The organism is Flavobacterium beibuense, assembly GCF_004151245.1.
Lineage (GTDB): Bacteria > Bacteroidota > Bacteroidia > Flavobacteriales > Flavobacteriaceae > Flavobacterium > Flavobacterium beibuense_A.
In genome coordinates, this window is the sequence record NZ_JUIW01000002.1 from 324,585 (window position 1) to 342,291 (window position 17,707).

12 protein-coding genes are annotated in these 17,707 nt (G+C 35.7%); 8 read left to right on the plus strand and 4 right to left on the minus strand.

Annotated features, from left to right (window positions below):
• Nucleotides 1–56 precede the first annotated feature (56 nt).
• Nucleotides 57–1,439, plus strand: coding sequence for a TlpA family protein disulfide reductase (locus NU09_RS03570; RefSeq protein ID WP_129749884.1), 1,383 nt, complete (start codon nt 57–59; stop codon nt 1,437–1,439).
• Here the strand turns inward: NU09_RS03570 and NU09_RS03575 are convergent, their stop codons facing one another.
• Entirely contained in the window at nt 1,440–1,913 is a 474-nt protein-coding gene (locus NU09_RS03575) for a GyrI-like domain-containing protein (RefSeq protein ID WP_129749885.1), read from the minus strand.
• Nucleotides 1,914–2,050: 137 nt separating this feature from the next.
• Here NU09_RS03575 and NU09_RS03580 point away from each other — a divergent pair, with 137 nt between their 5' ends.
• The 5 genes from NU09_RS03580 (at nt 2,051) to NU09_RS03600 (ending at nt 11,872) form a co-directional block, all read left to right on the plus strand.
• Complete coding sequence (locus NU09_RS03580) at nt 2,051–2,608, plus strand: acetate uptake transporter (protein ID WP_129749886.1); 558 nt, start codon at nt 2,051–2,053, stop codon at nt 2,606–2,608.
• A gap of 109 nt (nt 2,609–2,717) precedes the next feature.
• Complete coding sequence (uvrA, locus tag NU09_RS03585) at nt 2,718–5,546, plus strand: excinuclease ABC subunit UvrA (protein WP_129749887.1); 2,829 nt, start codon at nt 2,718–2,720, stop codon at nt 5,544–5,546.
• Nucleotides 5,547–5,575: 29 nt separating this feature from the next.
• The gene (locus tag NU09_RS03590) at nt 5,576–6,301 is read left to right on the plus strand and encodes a TIGR00730 family Rossman fold protein (RefSeq protein WP_129749888.1); all 726 of its coding nucleotides are present in this window, start codon (nt 5,576–5,578) and stop codon (nt 6,299–6,301) included.
• A 226-nt stretch (nt 6,302–6,527) separates the two neighbouring features.
• Nucleotides 6,528–9,272 carry an aminopeptidase gene (locus NU09_RS03595; protein WP_129749889.1) on the plus strand — a complete coding sequence of 915 codons (2,745 nt, stop codon included), beginning with the start codon at nt 6,528–6,530 and terminating at the stop codon, nt 9,270–9,272.
• A 194-nt stretch (nt 9,273–9,466) separates the two neighbouring features.
• Nucleotides 9,467–11,872: a thiamine pyrophosphate-dependent enzyme gene (locus NU09_RS03600; RefSeq protein ID WP_129749890.1), complete on the plus strand. Its 2,406-nt coding sequence runs from the start codon at nt 9,467–9,469 to the stop codon at nt 11,870–11,872.
• A gap of 41 nt (nt 11,873–11,913) precedes the next feature.
• Here NU09_RS03600 and NU09_RS03605 read toward each other — a convergent pair whose 3' ends face one another.
• On the minus strand, nt 11,914–13,266 hold the full coding sequence (locus tag NU09_RS03605; protein WP_129749891.1) for an NAD-dependent succinate-semialdehyde dehydrogenase: 1,353 nt from the start codon (nt 13,264–13,266) through the stop codon (nt 11,914–11,916).
• 100 nt (nt 13,267–13,366) lie between these two features.
• On the opposite strand from NU09_RS03605, the gene NU09_RS03610 reads away from it, so the two are divergent.
• On the plus strand, nt 13,367–14,632 hold the full coding sequence (locus NU09_RS03610) for an OmpA family protein (RefSeq protein WP_129749892.1): 1,266 nt from the start codon (nt 13,367–13,369) through the stop codon (nt 14,630–14,632).
• Between the two features lie 75 nt (nt 14,633–14,707).
• Nucleotides 14,708–15,106 carry a glyoxalase gene (locus NU09_RS03615; RefSeq protein WP_129749893.1) on the plus strand — a complete coding sequence of 133 codons (399 nt, stop codon included), beginning with the start codon at nt 14,708–14,710 and terminating at the stop codon, nt 15,104–15,106.
• 50 nt (nt 15,107–15,156) lie between these two features.
• Here the strand turns inward: NU09_RS03615 and NU09_RS03620 are convergent, their stop codons facing one another.
• Nucleotides 15,157–15,585, minus strand: a complete 429-nt coding sequence (locus NU09_RS03620; RefSeq protein ID WP_129749894.1) for an META domain-containing protein — start codon at nt 15,583–15,585, stop codon at nt 15,157–15,159.
• 76 nt (nt 15,586–15,661) lie between these two features.
• Nucleotides 15,662–17,689, minus strand: coding sequence for a hypothetical protein (locus NU09_RS03625; RefSeq protein ID WP_129749895.1), 2,028 nt, complete (start codon nt 17,687–17,689; stop codon nt 15,662–15,664).
• Nucleotides 17,690–17,707: the final 18 nt, after the last annotated feature.

The following is a 17,707-nucleotide window of genomic DNA, read 5'->3' on the forward strand; positions in this document are numbered from 1 at the left end:
TTAACAAAATATGAAGGTCAGAAAAAATATTTTTGTTAAAGTACGGAAAAGACGCAATGGCACTATTAAGAAAAAAACTACTATTACTTATTGTCTTTTTGTTATCGCTTGCATCCTGTGGAAATAGCGATAATTATGAAGCATATTTTGGAGGCGAAGTATCAAGCCCCCAGTGTCGGTATATTCTTTTTTGTCGCGACAATAAAGTAATAGATACATTGCCTCTTGATGAAAAAAACAGATTTTTTGTAAAATTTGATTCCCTTACTCCAGGACTTTATAGTTTTAAAAACGAACCCGACTTTCAATATGTTTATTTTGATAAGAACGACAGTATAATGGTCAACTTAAATGCTAAGCATTTTGACGAATCTTTGGTATTTAGCGGACGTGGTAATGAGAAAAACAATTTTATGATGGAGCTTTTTCTTATGAACGAAAAAGACCGCACCAAATCGGCCTTTATCTATGATTATAATCTAAACGATTTCATGCATACAATCGATTCGATAAATAATGAAAGAATTTCTTATTACAATACTGAAAAACAAAGAATTGGCTGGAATGAGGATTTTGATTTTTATGCAAAATCCAGAGTAGACCTTAATTACTACACCAAAAGAGAGTATTATCCTTATATCCATAAAAGACATACAGATGAAGATATAAGAGACCGTATGCCTGATGATTTTTACAATTTCAGGAAAGATGTAGCACTTAATGATCCCCGGCTAACTAATTATTCCCCTTTTATGAGATATGTAACAGCAATGATAAATAACATTGCTCAGGATAAATACAATCAGGTAACAGGAAACGATTCAGAGATAAATATTATTAAGCTTAATGTAGCCGATTCGGTTTTTACAAACCAGTCGGTAAAAAACCAGGTTTTAAACACCCTTGCCTTTAATTATCTGCTTGAAGATCAGAATATGATTAATAATCAGGCTTTCATTCAACGATATGATGAGCTTTGTACAGATGATAGTGACAGTAATGAGATAATGCGAATTGGCAGAGCTGTACGACAATTAAAAGCAGGTAATAAACTGCCTGAAATAGCTTTAGTGGATTCTTATGACAATCATGTAGATATTAATAATAATATAGATAAAGAAACGGTTATTTTCTTTTGGAGCAGTTGTTCAAATAACCGAACCAAATTAGTTCACAATAAAGTAAATGCTTTACAGCAGCAACATCCTAACGTAAACTTTATTGCTGTTAATATAGACGAAGATGCCGAATGGAAAAAATTGATTAAGCAATATGATTTTAAAAGTATATGCCAATTAAGAGCTTCGGATTTCAGGGCTTTAAAAGACAAATGGGTACTTACTAAAATAAACCGAACAATTATACTGAATCCTGACGGTACCATTAAAAATGCCTTTACCAATTTGATGGATTCCAACTTTAGTCAAAACCTACAGTAATTACCGTATTGGTATCCAGATTTCTTCTTCAGATTCATCACCGTTATTCTTATACTTATCTCCTAAAACCTCAAAATGAGGTCGATTATCTAATTGGTAACCCGACTGCGGCAACCATTCCTGTAAAATATAACCCATCAACTCTGCTCCTTTCGCAGAACTTCCCTTGTAATGAAATACGGCATATTGTCCTTCCGGTAATGTAAACATTTGCATACCATCAGGTGCTTGATTAAAATCAGTAACTTCCACCAAAGCCCATTTAGTAAATTCAACAGTAGGGTTAAATCGAGAAAAGTAATTCTCACTGTAAACCTGTAGCGAATACAAATCGTTGCTAATAGCATTAGCAATTTCTTTTCGCCTTGGCATAAATATTTGCCATAATTCAGCTGTTTTATTTTCAACGTATGACATGGTTAAGCTTAAACCAACCAGTTTTTTAGATGGTATAGATTTTATTTCAGGAATCATATTCAAAATTAAGGAGAAGAGATTATTTATACCACTAAATAAAAGATTAGTTTTTGATGAAATAGTATATAAAAAAAATTAACATTTAAATTAATAAAAATGTATTTTTGACAGAACCGATAAATTAAAAATGCAATATGGAATCAAAACTAGGTAATCCGGCTCCGTTAGGCCTTATGGGCTTTGCAATGACAACAATCCTTCTTAATATTCATAACATCGGCTTTTTCCCTTTAAGCTCTGTTATACTATCCATGGGGATTTGCTATGGCGGACTTGCACAGATAATCGCCGGAATATTATCCTTTAAAAAAGGAAACACTTTTGCAGGAACAGCCTTTACATCTTACGGATTCTTTTGGTTATCGCTGGTAACAGTATGGTTATTACCGGGTCTTAACATGGAGGTTGCACAGGCTACCCCTCCTGATTTCTTAGGTTGGTATTTAGCTTTATGGGGAATTTTCACTGCATTTTTATGGGTAGGAACTTTTGGAAAAAGTAAAGTTCAGCAGTTTGTGTTTTTATCATTAACCATACTGTTTTTCCTTTTATCCATTTCGCTATGGACAGGAAACGGAACTATACATAAAATAGCAGGTGTCGTAGGCGTAATATGTGGAAGTAGCGCTTTTTATCTGGCTATGGCAGAGCTACTTGAAGAAGTTAAGGGCAAAAGAGTTTTGCCTTATTAAACAATTTCAATCTGTATAAAAAGGAATAACACTTTAACAATTTCTTACTTCAACCTCATTTAAAAAATACCTTTAAAATCAGTATCTTTGCGTTTTGCACAAATTTGCTATGCTAAACGAAGATACTATTGAAGTACTGGGTGCACGTGCCCACAACCTTAAAAATATAGATGTTTCCATTCCCCGCGAAAAACTTGTTGTTATAACAGGTCTTTCAGGCTCGGGAAAATCATCACTTGCTTTTGATACCATTTATGCCGAAGGGCAGCGCAGGTACATCGAGACCTTCTCTGCTTATGCGCGTCAGTTTCTTGGCGGACTGGAACGCCCTGATGTGGATAAGATTGATGGGTTATCTCCGGTTATTGCAATAGAACAGAAAACGACTAGTAAGAGTCCCCGCTCTACAGTAGGTACAATTACCGAGATTTACGACTTTTTAAGGCTGTTATATGCCCGTGCCGGTGAAGCATACAGCTATGTTACCGGAGAAAAAATGGTTAGCTACAGCGACGACCAAATCAAGGAACTTATTGTTGAAAAATTTGATGGTAAACGTATCACTATCCTTGCACCTATTGTTCGTGCACGTAAAGGTCATTATCGTGAATTGTTTGAGCAAATTTCTAAACAGGGCTTTCTTAAAGTTCGTGTTGACGGCGAAATAAAAGACATTGAAAGCGGAATGAAACTGGACCGCTACAAAACCCACGATATAGAAACGGTTATAGACCGTATGCAGGTAGATACCAGTGCCGATTTAGATAAGCGTCTTAGCGAAAGTATTAAAACGGCCATGTATCATGGTGATGACGTGATGATGGTTATAGAGCACGATACTAACGAAGCGCGTTACTACAGTCGTAACTTAATGTGTCCTACCTCGGGTATCTCCTATGCCAATCCTGAACCTAATAACTTTTCTTTCAACTCCCCTAAAGGAGCTTGTGATAATTGTAATGGTTTAGGAACCGTAAATGAAATAAACCTTAACAAAATAATACCTAACCCTAAACTATCTATAAAACAGGGAGGTTTTGCCCCTCTTGGTGAATATAAAAATTCATGGATATTTAAACAGCTTGAGGTAATAGGTGAAAAATTCGGTTTTAAACTTACCGATGCGATAGAGACCATTCCCGCCGACGCTATGGATATGATAATGAACGGCGGTAAGGAAAAATTTACCATCAGTTCTAAAACACTGGGTGTTAATCGTGAATACAAAATTGATTTTGAGGGTATTTCCAGCTTTATCAAAAACCAGTATGACGAGAGCGGATCTTCTTCTATCAAACGATGGGCTAAAGACTTCATGGACGAAGTGGAATGTCCTGTTTGTAACGGTACCCGACTTAAAAAAGAATCACTATACTTTAAAATAGACGATAAAAATATAGCCGAACTCTCATTAATGGATGTATCAGACCTTGCAGAATGGTTTGATAATCTTGATGAAAGGCTTACGGAAAAGCAAAAGGTAATTGCTTCGGAAATCGTCAAGGAAATCAAGGCCAGATTAAGCTTCCTTCTGGATGTAGGCCTTAATTATCTTGCCCTTAACAGAAGCTCTAAATCACTTTCCGGTGGTGAGGCACAACGTATAAGGCTTGCAACACAAATAGGCTCTCAGCTTGTAGGGGTATTATATATCCTGGACGAGCCAAGTATCGGTCTTCACCAGCGCGATAATGAAAAACTGATTCACTCGTTGGAACAGCTAAGAGATATAGGTAACTCGGTTATCGTAGTGGAACACGATAAGGACATGATTGAGCGAGCTGATTATGTTATCGATATTGGTCCTGCTGCCGGTCGTTTTGGCGGCCAGATTGTTAGTAAAGGTACTCCGGCAGAGCTTTACAAGGAACATACATTAACGGCAGCTTACCTAAATGGAGAGAAACAGATTGAAGTTCCTAAAAAGCGTCGTGAAGGAAATGGAAAAACCATTAAACTAACCGGAGCAAGCGGTAATAACCTTAAAAACGTTACGGTAGAGTTTCCGTTAGGTAAGCTTATTTGTGTTACAGGTGTTTCGGGCAGTGGTAAATCTACCCTTATTAACGAAACCCTATACCCTATTCTTAACACCCATTTTTTTAATGCGGTAAAAAAACCACAGCCTTATAAAAAGATTGAAGGTCTTGAAAATATTGATAAGGTAATTGATATAGACCAGTCACCTATCGGGCGCACGCCAAGATCTAATCCTGCTACCTATACGGATGTGTTTTCTGAAATCCGCAGGTTATTTACACAAACGCCGGAAGCGATGATCAGAGGGTACAAACCAGGCAGATTCAGTTTTAATGTTAGTGGCGGCCGTTGTGAAACCTGTGAGGGATCGGGACTTAGGGTTATTGAAATGAACTTCCTTCCTGATGTTTATGTAGAGTGTGAAACCTGCCAGGGTAAACGCTTTAACCGTGAAACCCTTGAAATACGTTACAAAGGTAAATCCATATCTGATATACTGGAAATGACCGTGGATGAAGCTGTTCCGTTTTTTGAGAATATCCCTAAAATATACCGTAAGATCAAAACCATTCAGGACGTAGGTCTAGGGTATATCACTTTAGGACAGCAAAGCACGACCCTTTCAGGAGGTGAAGCACAGCGTATTAAACTGGCAACTGAGCTTTCTAAAAAAGATACAGGTAATACCTTCTACATACTGGACGAACCTACCACAGGACTTCATTTTGAAGACATAAGAGTATTGATGGAAGTCATTACAAGATTGGTAAACAAGGGTAATACTGTTCTTATTATAGAACATAATATGGACGTTATTAAACTTGCCGACTATATCATAGATATTGGTTATGAGGGAGGTAAAGGCGGAGGCCAGCTCGTAGCTAAAGGTACACCGGAAGAAATAATAAAGAATAAGAAAAGCTATACTGCAAAATTCCTTAAAAAAGAGCTATCTTAGTTCTATACCTAAAAATATAAACTGTTGCTATGTCAAAAGAACATTACGAAAATGAAGACGACAAAATTCTTGAAGGCTTAAAACAAAAACCATGGAGTGAAATAAGAAGTAACGACTCCTGGGTAATCTTCAAGGTAATGTCAGAATTTGTAAACGGATTTGAATCGATGGCCCGTATAGGTCCCTGTGTTTCAATTTTCGGTTCTGCCAGGACAAAATCAAGTGACAAATACTATCAGTTAGCTGAAAGGATTGCCGAAAAAATTTCTAAAGCAGGTTATGGCGTTATAACAGGTGGTGGCCCCGGTATTATGGAGGCAGGAAATAAAGGCGCCGCTAAAGGGATGAGTCCATCTGTAGGGCTAAATATAGAACTTCCTTTTGAACAGCATTTTAACCCATTTATAGATCAGGATAAGAACCTTAACTTTGACTACTTTTTTGTTCGAAAAGTAATGTTTGTTAAGTATTCTCAGGGATTTGTGGTTATGCCCGGAGGTTTTGGTACCCTGGACGAAATGTTTGAGGCAATTACACTTATACAAACGAAAAAGATTGCTAAATTCCCTATTATACTTGTAGGTACTGAGTTTTGGGGCGGATTAATGGACTGGATTAAAACTGTTTTGATAGAAAAATATTTTAACGCAAGTCCCGAAGACCTGAAACTCATAAAACTCGTAGATACTGAAGATGAAGTTCTTGAGGTTATAGATACTTTCTATAAAAAATATAATCTTAGCCCTAACTTCTAATCTTATTGATGAGTTTTAACTTTTTTACAGGCAACCAGTTGCAATAATTCTCATCTTTTTAAGTAAATATTAATGCATGCATAGTTTGTAATACGCATGTAAATCCTATTTTAGTAATATTGATTAGTAATTAATTTAAGCCATACCTTTGAAAAGTAAATTCGGGATCTTACTTCTTTTATTTCTGATTTTTTCATCAGTTTCCCATGCACAACATCTCAATAAAATGAATGTTGAACTGGACTATGAAAACAAGGTCCTTAAAGTAAACCAGGAAATTACTTTTTATAATCAGTCTCAGGATACTTTAAGAGAGTTTATCCTTAATGACTGGAACAATGCTTATTCAGATAAAACCACTCCCCTTGCAAAGCGTTTTTCAGATGAATTTGTACGCTCTTTTCATAGGGAAAAAGATGAAAATCGCGGAAAGACAACTATCTATTCCATATCAAATCAGTATGGTGTACAGCTAAAAAGAAAACGACCTGAAAATCATCCAGATTTAATTGATATACAATTAATTAAACCCATTTACCCAAATGAAAAGTTTATAGTGAATATTGTATACGATGTTAAGCTGCCAAATGATAAATTTACACGCTACGGATATGGTAATAACGGTAACCTGATACTTAAGGATTGGTACCTTACCCCTGCACGTATTGAAAAGGGAAAGTTTGTAAAATACAGTAATGAAAACCTTGATGATATAGCCAATACTTTTTGCGACTATCAGCTAACCCTTACCACTCATAATAAGCTTACGATAAGTAGCGATTTATATCAGGGAAATGTTACGCCTACTGATGATGGTGAAAAATATTTCTTTATAGGTGAAAATCGTGCCGGTTTCAGCATGATAATCCAACAGCAAAACGATTTTAATGTTTTTAGCAGTTCCTCAGTAATTGTAGAAACAAACCTTACAGATAGCAGGGTTACCGATTATCAGAAAGCTCATTTAATCGATAATATTATCAAATTTACCAATGAGAATCTGGGTAGTTACCCTAACGGAAAGATAGTAGTTAGCGAAGTGGATTATGAAAAAAATCCGGTTTACGGATTAAACCAGCTCCCTTCATTTATAGCCCCTTTCCCCGACTCTTTTATTTATGAGGTTAAATTCCTAAAAACCTACCTAAATAACTACCTAAAAAACACATTGAATATAAATCCGCGTGAAGACAACTGGATTTATGATGCTATGCAAACCTACCTAATGTATAAGTATGTTGAGCAGTATCATCCGGATAAAACCATGGCGGGAATAAAATGGGGAATATTAAAAGGATATAACCTTTTTAGGGTCCCTTACAATGATCAGTACAGCTATCTGTATCTTTTAATGGCAAGAAAAAATCTGGACCAGCCTATTGGCGATCCAAAAAACACTTTTATAAAATTCAATGAACAGTTAGCGGGAAAATATAAAGCCGGAATAGCACTTAACTATTTAGAAAGTTATTTGGGAAAAGGCACAGTGAGTACTTCAATAAAAGAGTTTTTTGAGCTAAACAAAAGCCAACAGACAAACAGAACGGACTTCAGAGAGATAATAGACTCTAAAACCGATAAGGAAACAGCCTGGTTTTATAATACATTAGTAGATGACAGAGCTATTATAGATTTTAAATTTGGTAAGGTCAAAAGAGATAAGGATTCTGTAGAGGTAACTATAAAAAACAAGACACAGACCAATGTTCCGGTTTCTTTATACGGACTCAAGGATGGGCAGATTGTTTTTAAACAATGGCTTGAAAACATTAAAAACGATAGTACTTTTACTATAGCTAGACAGGATGCCGACAAGCTTTCCATAAATTATGAAAACGAAATACCTGAATATAACAGGCGTAACAACTGGAAAAAACTAAACAAAGTAGTAATAAACAATAAACCTGTTAAGTTTACTTTCTTTCAGGATCTTGAAAATCCGGGCTATAATCAGATTTTTTATGTGCCTAACTTTACCTTTAACCTTTATGATGGGGTTTCGGTAGGGCTTCGTTTTCACAATAAATCTTTGCTTGAAAAACCTATTATTTTTGATGTCACCCCTACTTATTCCAGTAAGACAGGAACGTTGATAGGTTCAGCCTCTATGCTGTTTAACCAGTATATAAGGGATGGTGGTAGCCTGTATAATATCAGATATGGTTTAAGCGGTTCAACATATCATTACGAGCCTGATGCTGCTTATGTAAAGTTTACCCCAAGTGTACAGTTCCGTTTTAGGGATACAGATTTGCGCAAAAACAAAAAGCAATATCTCCTTTTTAGATATGTTTCTGTAAACAGAGAGCAGTCGGCTTATAATTTTGATAAGCAAAATGAAGATTATTCGGTATTTAATGCCCGATACTCTTCCGCAGAATCCGAAATCATTAGGCATATTGACTATTCTACCGATTTACAGATAGCAAGTAACTTTGGTAAATTGGCAGGAGAAGTCCAGATAAGAAGATTGTTTTATGATAATACGCAGTTAAACCTGCGTTTTTACGGAGGTATGTTTATGTATAGAGATACCAGTTCCGACTATTACAGCTTTGGTCTTGACCGCCCTACTGATTATTTATTTGATTATAATTTTTATGGAAGATCAGAAACTACAGGTATATACAGCCAACAGTTTATAATGGCTGAAGGAGGATTTAAGTCAAAACTGGATACAAGATATGCCAACCAGTGGATGACTACCGTTAATGCCAGTATAAATGTATGGAACTGGGTTGAAGTATACGGTGATATGGGATTTTTGAAAAATAAATATGAAAATGCCGAATTTGTTTACGATACGGGAATCCGTTTAAATCTCCTAACAGACTATTTTGAATTATATTTACCCGTATACTCTTCAAACGGTTTTGAGCTGAATGACAGCAATTATAGCCAAAATATAAGGTTTGTAGTTACTTTAAGCCCGGGAACACTTTTAAAATTATTCACAAGAAAATGGTTTTGATATAGGTTTTATAACGAAATGAAACTTGTTTAAAAATACATTTTATTCATTTTTTAGAAGATTTCATTGAAAATATTTTATCTAAAAATATTCAAATCCTCTTTTCACTGCTAAAAGTGAAATCATTTTTTTCTTCAAATTTTATGAAATTACATTCTTTTAATTAAATTTGTAGTCATACAACATGCGTATTTATGACTGAGACAGAAACAAAAAAATCACTTTCGTTCGACGATTTTAAAGCCGAAGTGCTTAATGATTATAAAATTGCCGTAATAAGCAGGGAGTGCAGCCTTTTAGGCCGCCGTGAAGTACTTACCGGGAAAGCCAAGTTTGGTATCTTTGGTGACGGTAAAGAAGTACCACAGCTGGCTATGGCTAAAGCTTTCCGTAATGGTGACTTCCGTTCCGGTTATTATCGCGACCAAACCTTTATGATGGCTATTGGTCAGCTTACAATACAGCAGTTTTTTGCCGGATTATATGGTCACAGCGATTTAGAGCATGACCCAATGTCTGCAGGCAGGCAAATGGGCGGGCACTTTGCCACTCACAGCCTTGATGCAAACGGGAACTGGAAAAGCCTTACTCAACAAAAAAACTCCAGTGCTGACATCTCTCCTACTGCCGGACAAATGCCAAGACTTTTAGGTTTAGCACAGGCATCTAAAATCTACAGAAATGTTAGTGGTATTGAAAATAAAACAAACTTCTCTATAAATGGTAATGAAGTAGCTTGGGGTACCATAGGTAATGCAAGTACTTCTGAAGGGCTTTTCTTTGAAACCATTAATGCTGCCGGTGTACTTCAGGTACCAATGGTAATGAGTGTTTGGGATGATGAGTATGGTATTTCTGTACATGCACGTCATCAAACCACAAAAGAAAATATATCTGAAATATTAAAAGGATTCCAAAGAGACGAAGATTCTAAGGGATATGAAATAATAACAGTTAGGGGTTGGGACTACCCTGAACTTGTATCAGCTTATGAAAGAGCATCTGTAATAGCAAGAGAACAGCACATTCCTGTACTTATACATGTTTATGAGCTTACACAGCCACAAGGACACTCAACATCAGGTTCTCATGAACGTTATAAAGATGCTGACCGTTTAACATGGGAAGCAGAATATGACTGTATCGCTCAAATGAGAAAATGGATGATTGAAAACGAAATGGCTGTTGAAGAAGATCTTGATGCTATTGACGAGCAGGCTAAAAAAGACGTTCTTGAGGGTAAAAAAGCTGCATGGTCTGCTTATGCTAATCCTATTAAAGAAGAGCGTGACGAGCTTGTAAATATACTTAAAGATATTGCTGGCCAAAGCCCTAACAAAGTTTTTATTGAAAAACACATCTCTGAGCTTTCTGCTATAAAAGAGCCTATAAGAAAAGAGATTCTTATTACAGCAAGAAAAGTACTGAGAATAATAGTTAAAGAAAGTGGTAAAAACACTCTTTCTGCCTGGATTTCCGATTATACAGCAAAAATACAGCCCAAATACAGCTCTCACTTATTCTCCCAGTCAGATAAAAATGTATTCAGCGTAAGCGAAGTACTTCCTGAATATGGAGAAAATCCTGAAGAAGTAGACGGGCGTGTGGTAATTCGTGACAATTTTGATGCAATATTCAGTAAACATCCGGGAACGCTTGTTTTTGGAGAAGACTGCGGACATATTGGTGATGTTAACCAAGGGCTTGAAGGTATGCAGGAAAAATACGGAGATTTTCGTGTTTGTGATGCCGGTATACGTGAAGCAACTATTTTAGGACAAGGTATAGGTATGGCTATGAGAGGCCTTCGACCTATAGCTGAAATTCAGTATCTGGATTACCTGTTGTATGCTATACAGATAATGAGCGACGACCTTGCTACATTACAGTACCGTACATCAGGCAGACAAAAAGCTCCGCTAATCATCAGAACACGTGGACACAGATTAGAAGGTATATGGCATTCAGGATCTCCGATGGGAATGATAATTAATGCTATTCGTGGTATTCACGTACTCGTACCAAGAAACATGACTAAAGCAGCCGGTTTCTATAATACACTTTTAGAAACAGATGAGCCTGCATTAGTTGTAGAGTGCCTTAACGGATACCGTTTAAAAGAGAAAAAACCAACTAACCTTGGAGATTTTAAAACTCCTATTGGTGTAGTTGAAACTATAAAAGAAGGTAAAGACATCACCCTTGTTTCTTATGGTTCAACTCTTCGACTTGTTGAGCAGGCTGCTAAAGAATTAATGGAAGTAGGTATTGATGCAGAGATTATAGACGTTCAGTCTCTTTTACCTTTCGATATTAACCATGATATCGTTAAGAGTGTAGCTAAAACAAACAGGTTATTAGTAATAGATGAAGATGTACCAGGTGGTGCTTCGGCTTATATCTTACAACAAATACTTGATGAGCAAAATGCTTACAAACATTTAGACAGCAAACCTGAAACATTAACAGCAAAAGCCCACAGACCTTCTTATGGCACTGATGGTGATTATTTCTCTAAACCATCTGCTGAAGATATCTATGAGAAAGTATATGCAATAATGCACGAGGTTAATCCAAATGAATATCCTGAATTATACTAATACTAAAATCCCCGCTTACAGCGGGGATTTTTATTTTCCTTTTATTTTATGTAGACGGTTTTTACGTTCACAAATTCCTTTATACCATTTTCGGCAAGTTCACGTCCAAAACCTGACTTTTTCACTCCCCCGAAAGGCAATGCCGGGTCGGATTTAACCATAGCATTTACAAACACAGCACCTTCTTCAAATAGATGAATTTTTTCTTTTAGGGCTTCTACATCCTTTGTAAAAATATTTACCCCTAATCCGAAAGACGAATTATTACTCAATTCAACAGCTTCCTCAAATGTATCAAAGGCCATTACAGGAGCCACAGGGCCAAATACCTCTTCATTAAACACAGGCATGCCAGTAGTAACATCAACAAGTACTGTAGGTTCGTAAAAAGCATCTTTACGCCTCCCTCCGGTTACTATTCTTGCACCCATCTCTACAGACTTATCTACCTGTTTTTCTATATCCTCAGCCAAGTCTACCCTAGCCAATGTTCCTATTTCTGTACTTTCATCTAAAGGGTCTCCACATTTCATTTTACTAACCTCTTCTGTAAAACGGGAAACAAATTCGTTATACAATGATTTATGAACTATAAATCTCTTGGCAGCAATACAGCTTTGCCCTGTATTTTGCATCCTGGCAGTTACTGCCACAGGTATTGTTTCATCAAGATCAGCATCTTTAAGAACTATAAAAGCATTACTACCTCCGAGTTCAAGCACTGATTTTTTTATTAGACTAGCAGCTGTCGAAGCTACTGTTGCTCCTGCTTTTTCACTCCCTGTAAGAGAAACTCCTTTTATAATAGGATTCTCTATTACATTCTTTACCTGCTCACCGGAAATTTGCAGGTTTTGATATACAATCTCCGGAAATTCGGCTTGCTTAAAAATATCTTCTAATAATGCAGCACAGCCTGCTACATTAGATGCGTGTTTGACAACCACAGTATTACCGGCAATTATAGCAGGTATAGCAAACCTGAATACTTGCCAGTAAGGAAAATTCCATGGCATTACCCCTAAAATTACACCTAAGGGTTCATATGTCACAAAACTTTCACCTGCATCTGTTTTAATATTTTTGTTTTCGAGAAAACTTTCTGCATGTTCCAGGTAATATTCGCACAACAATCCACACTTTTTTACCTCTGCAATAGCCTGTTTTATGGGCTTTCCCATCTCCATAGAGCATGTTTCGGCTAGTAAATGTTGTTGTTTTGTTAAAACAAATATTAAATTTTTGATAAATTTCATCCTTTTTTTTAAGGGTGTTTTTCCCCATTTTTGAAAGCTTTTCTGACTAATTTCAAGCATTTGAATCACCTGAAAGTCAAGAAAATACTGATATTCCGAAAGGGTTTCTAAGTTGTAGGGATTAGTAGTTACTGGCATAATAAAGTTTAAAATTGAAAAAATAACACATATTTTCTTAGATTTAAAATTACTACATTTACAAAAAATTTCAAAGTACTGATAACAATAAACAATTATTATGAAGAAAGTTGTACTACCTTTATTAATGATTTGCCTTACTTCGGCAAGTTTAAAAGCACAGGACGTGCAGGAGACCGGAAACATGAATGACTATAACAAATGGTCAATTGATGTTAACGGTGGTTTCAGCAAGCCCGCTAATCCAATGAGCCCGGGCTATCATTCATCTGCATTTAATTTCTTTCATGCAGATTTAGGTTTCAGGTACATGTTCAACACCAAATTTGGTTTAAAACTTGGAGCTGGCTATGATAAAATGAGTGAAGATGATGGACCTGAATTCGAATCTACACTATTAAGCGCTAACTTACAGGGTTATGCTAACCTTGGGCGTATTATGGAGTTTGAGTCATGGACTAAAACATTCAACCTTTTAGGTCACATGGGTGTTGGCGTTGGTCAACTTAAAAATGATGATCGTTTTGAAGGTGAAGACTGGATTGGTAGTTTCCTAATCGGTTTAACCGGACAAGTTAGATTATCTGACAGAGTAGCTTTAAATGCTGACTTTACAATGGTAAATAGCTTCTCACAACAAAAGACTTGGGACGGTGGAGCTTATAATCCAGGAAGCCAACAAGGTTTTGACAGCACTCTTTACAATGCTACTTTAGGTCTTTCTATCTATTTAGGTAAACACCAACAGCATGCTGACTGGTTTGTTGATGAAAAACTTGACGAACTTGAAGCTCTAGAGCAAAGAATTGGTGAAATCGAAACTATGATGAATGATACTGATAAAGACGGTGTGCCAGATTATCTAGATGCTGAACCAAACAGTGTAACAGGTGTTGCTGTTGATACTAAAGGTAGAGCTATTGATAAAAACAACAATGGTGTGCCGGATGAGCTAGAGTCTTACCTAGATCAAAGAACTAAAGAAATCAAACAAGAAGTTAGCGAAGGTGTAAGCGGAGACTTAGCCGGTCTAATCAACAACGGTTATGTAAACGTATACTTCGATTTCAACTCAGACAAGCCAAATGCACAGTCTGTAAGCGGAATCAACTTCCTAATCAAGTATCTAAAACAAAATCCTTCAGTTTCTGCTGACGTAGTAGGTTATGCTGACGAAATCGGTAACAGCGATTACAACAAAAACCTTTCTACAAGAAGAGCTGAAAACGTTAAGAAAATTTTAGTTGACGCTGGTATTGATGCTGGTAGACTAAACATTGTAGGTAACGGAGAAGATGCTTCTGTAAACAAAGACTCTAAATACGCTCGTCAGGTAGTAAGAAGAGTTACTTTCATCCTGAAATAATAAATTCAGATAAATAAAAATTAAAACCTCTGCATAACGCAGAGGTTTTTTTATATCTTTAAGAAAAAGAAAAATATGAACCAACGTGATACAGCTATCCTTTCTATGCGTGGGGGAGCTATTGGCGAAGTAACTGAGCAGTCTTCACAGGAAGAAATATTTCAAAATAAAACCTTACGACCAATCCTTAAATTACAAAACGACCTTTTTGTAGAATCATTTCTTAATTATGTAAATAAGCATAAAGGTGATTTTTATAATCTCTCTATTGAAAAGAAGTTATTTTTTATAGAGAATGCTATACAAAAAGATATTAAGTTTAGAAATGCCCTTAAAGGCATGGTTATAGCATTATTTACAGTTGAGGAATTTAGAGACTATATAAAAAACTCATCTAACCTTAATAAAAGGATGATGAATATACTTATTGAACGTCTTAAAGATCAGGTACAGGTTTTAGTAAAACCCGAATAACAAAAAAGGAGCTTAAAAGCTCCTTTCCTATTTATATAAAATATTTTAGTTTATTCTGTTTTTGGAACAAATACCATAACTTCTTTATCTTCATGTAGCAGAGCAATTCTGTTTTTTTCAGTTTTAATTTTATCAGCTTTGCCCAGTGCTTTAAAGAACTCATTCTCACCTTTAGCATCTTCACAATACATTTTAGTAGCAACAACTTTATCTGTTTTAAAGCTTCCGTTCTCGCCTATTGTATAAGTCCCCCTATAACCATTACATCCTCCATTACCGGATATTGTGTTATCAGCAGCAAAAGTTACAGTAGGTAAAATTCTTTGAAAATCTGCCGGATTAGGAGCTTTTCCATTAAGCATAGATAATTCCCATGAATTGTTGGTTAAAACTGCTTCAGAAGCCTTTTGTGTGCATTTACAAGATACCACACATATTAAAGCGAACAATACTAAAGCTGAAAGTGCTATTTTTTTCATAACTCGATTTTTTGATTATATCAAATTTAGCCAAATATCGTCAGAAAATATAGCTGTTATAATATTTTTAAGGTTTTTATAAAAGTCCGTTATACTTTCTTGTAAACCATTCTATCGCTAATGATAAACAAAGTATAATCAGTAAAGTAAGCCACTCAATCAATGGCGATTTTGTAGTTTTTACTTTTTGTGTCGCTTTATAAGTATCATTTTTAGAAAGGAAATCAATAAGCTTTTCTATTTGAGAAGAATAGTAAACTTCACCATTTGTATTAACAGCCGTTTGCTGTAAACGGGTAAGATCAGGGTTTACAAACTGTTTTTCAATTTCAAAATCAAGAACTTCAAAACTTCCATTTAAAGTAGTGTTTGAGGTATTTTCTTTTACAGTAAAAGTATATTTTCCTGTAGGTAATCCGTCCATATTTACCTTATACTCATTGTTTCCTTTTAGGAAATCATACGTTTTACTAAAGTCAGAATCCTTACCTTTTACAACAATAGTCAGCCTGGCATTTTCGTCAAACTCATAGTTTTTATTAAAATACTGGGCTGTTATAGCAATTGGTTCTCCTGAATTGTAAAAGCTCTCATTATTTACAGTAAGTGATTTTCTTTTGGAATTTGTGGCAAGATACTGAATGGTTTTATCTATAAAGATATCAAACTCATCATACGATTTGTTTCTTATATGTGTTTCCAGCCTCCATTTCCAGATATTTTCTCCTAAAAGGAAAGCCCTGCGGGAAGCACCACTCTCAGAAAATACCATTAAAGGGTTCTCTGTAGCGACATTTCGTATTCTTGCCTGTAATAGAGTATTTGTGCCTGCACTAAGCCTAACAGTACCAAATGGATGTTCCAGGGGAGGAAATTGCTCAAAACCTATATTCTGGGTAGCAAACAAATTAAATGAGGAAATATAATCTGCCAAATAATCTTCCTTTTGAGATGTCATCTTAAAAGAAAGCATCTGCTGATACTGGTTAAGTAAATTAAAATCGGTATGCGTGCCGGTTATTATCCAGGCATTCAAGCCTGCATTTTTATTCAGGTCTAGCAATCCTTTAAATGAAGCATCGGGCTGATATAAAACCAGAACATTAAAGTCGTTTAAAGATTTTATTTCGTTTGGTTTGAGTATAGTTACCTTTCGTTGCTGATTGGTTTCAATGGCACGTTTTATAGCTCCCAGATCAGGATGGTTTAAAGAGGATATTATTGCAACCTCACTACGTTGGTCTATAACCTCTACAGCAAAATTCTTTATATTATTATACTTGTTCTTTTCCTCTTCAGGTGACAATATAACAGCTCTGAAGGTTTGTACTCCTACCCTTTCTGCGTCCAGTAATACACTAATTGACTGTGCTTTTTTGTCTTTATTAAAAATAATATTTTGCTTAGTTAAAGTAGTATTACCCTGCTGAATACTAAATACCGCATTAACTGTTTTGTTTCCGTTATACTGAATGAATACTTCTACCGGAAATTTGTTTTTAAGGAATGCGTACTTATTTACGTTAAGCTGATTGATCTTTAAATCAGGGAAAACCGTAGTGTCACCTAAAACAACGGGATATGCAGCCGTATTTTGCTGAAAGCTGTAAACGTAGTCATTTCCTATAGTCTGATTACCATCAGTAAGCAATACAACAGGATAAGATGTGTTTCTGTAAAATTGCTTCAAATTTTGTACTGCCTGATCTATGTGTGTCTGCTTTCCTGTAAAATCAGGTTCCTTTCCGGTTTCAAAACCATCGGAAAAAGTATAAAGCTGAACATCATACTTATCTTTAAGCGAATTATTCCCGGTTATTTTTTCAGCCAGTATCTTAGCTATACTGTCCTGACCAAGTTCCTTAACAGATAATGAATTATCTAAAAGTACTGGCAATGGTGTTTTTACCGTCTCAAAATCTTTTTTAGTTACTACAGGATTTATGAGAAGTAAAAAAACCGAAAGTAATGTTATAAAACGTAAAAAAGCCAAAAAGAAAAACACAATGCTTCTCTTTTTGGCTTTAAATAAATATTGGTAGAACGATAACGCAAAGGCTACAAGTGCAGATACTATTATTAATAAAACTGTAGATGTAGTCATTAGTTGGTTATCGGTATT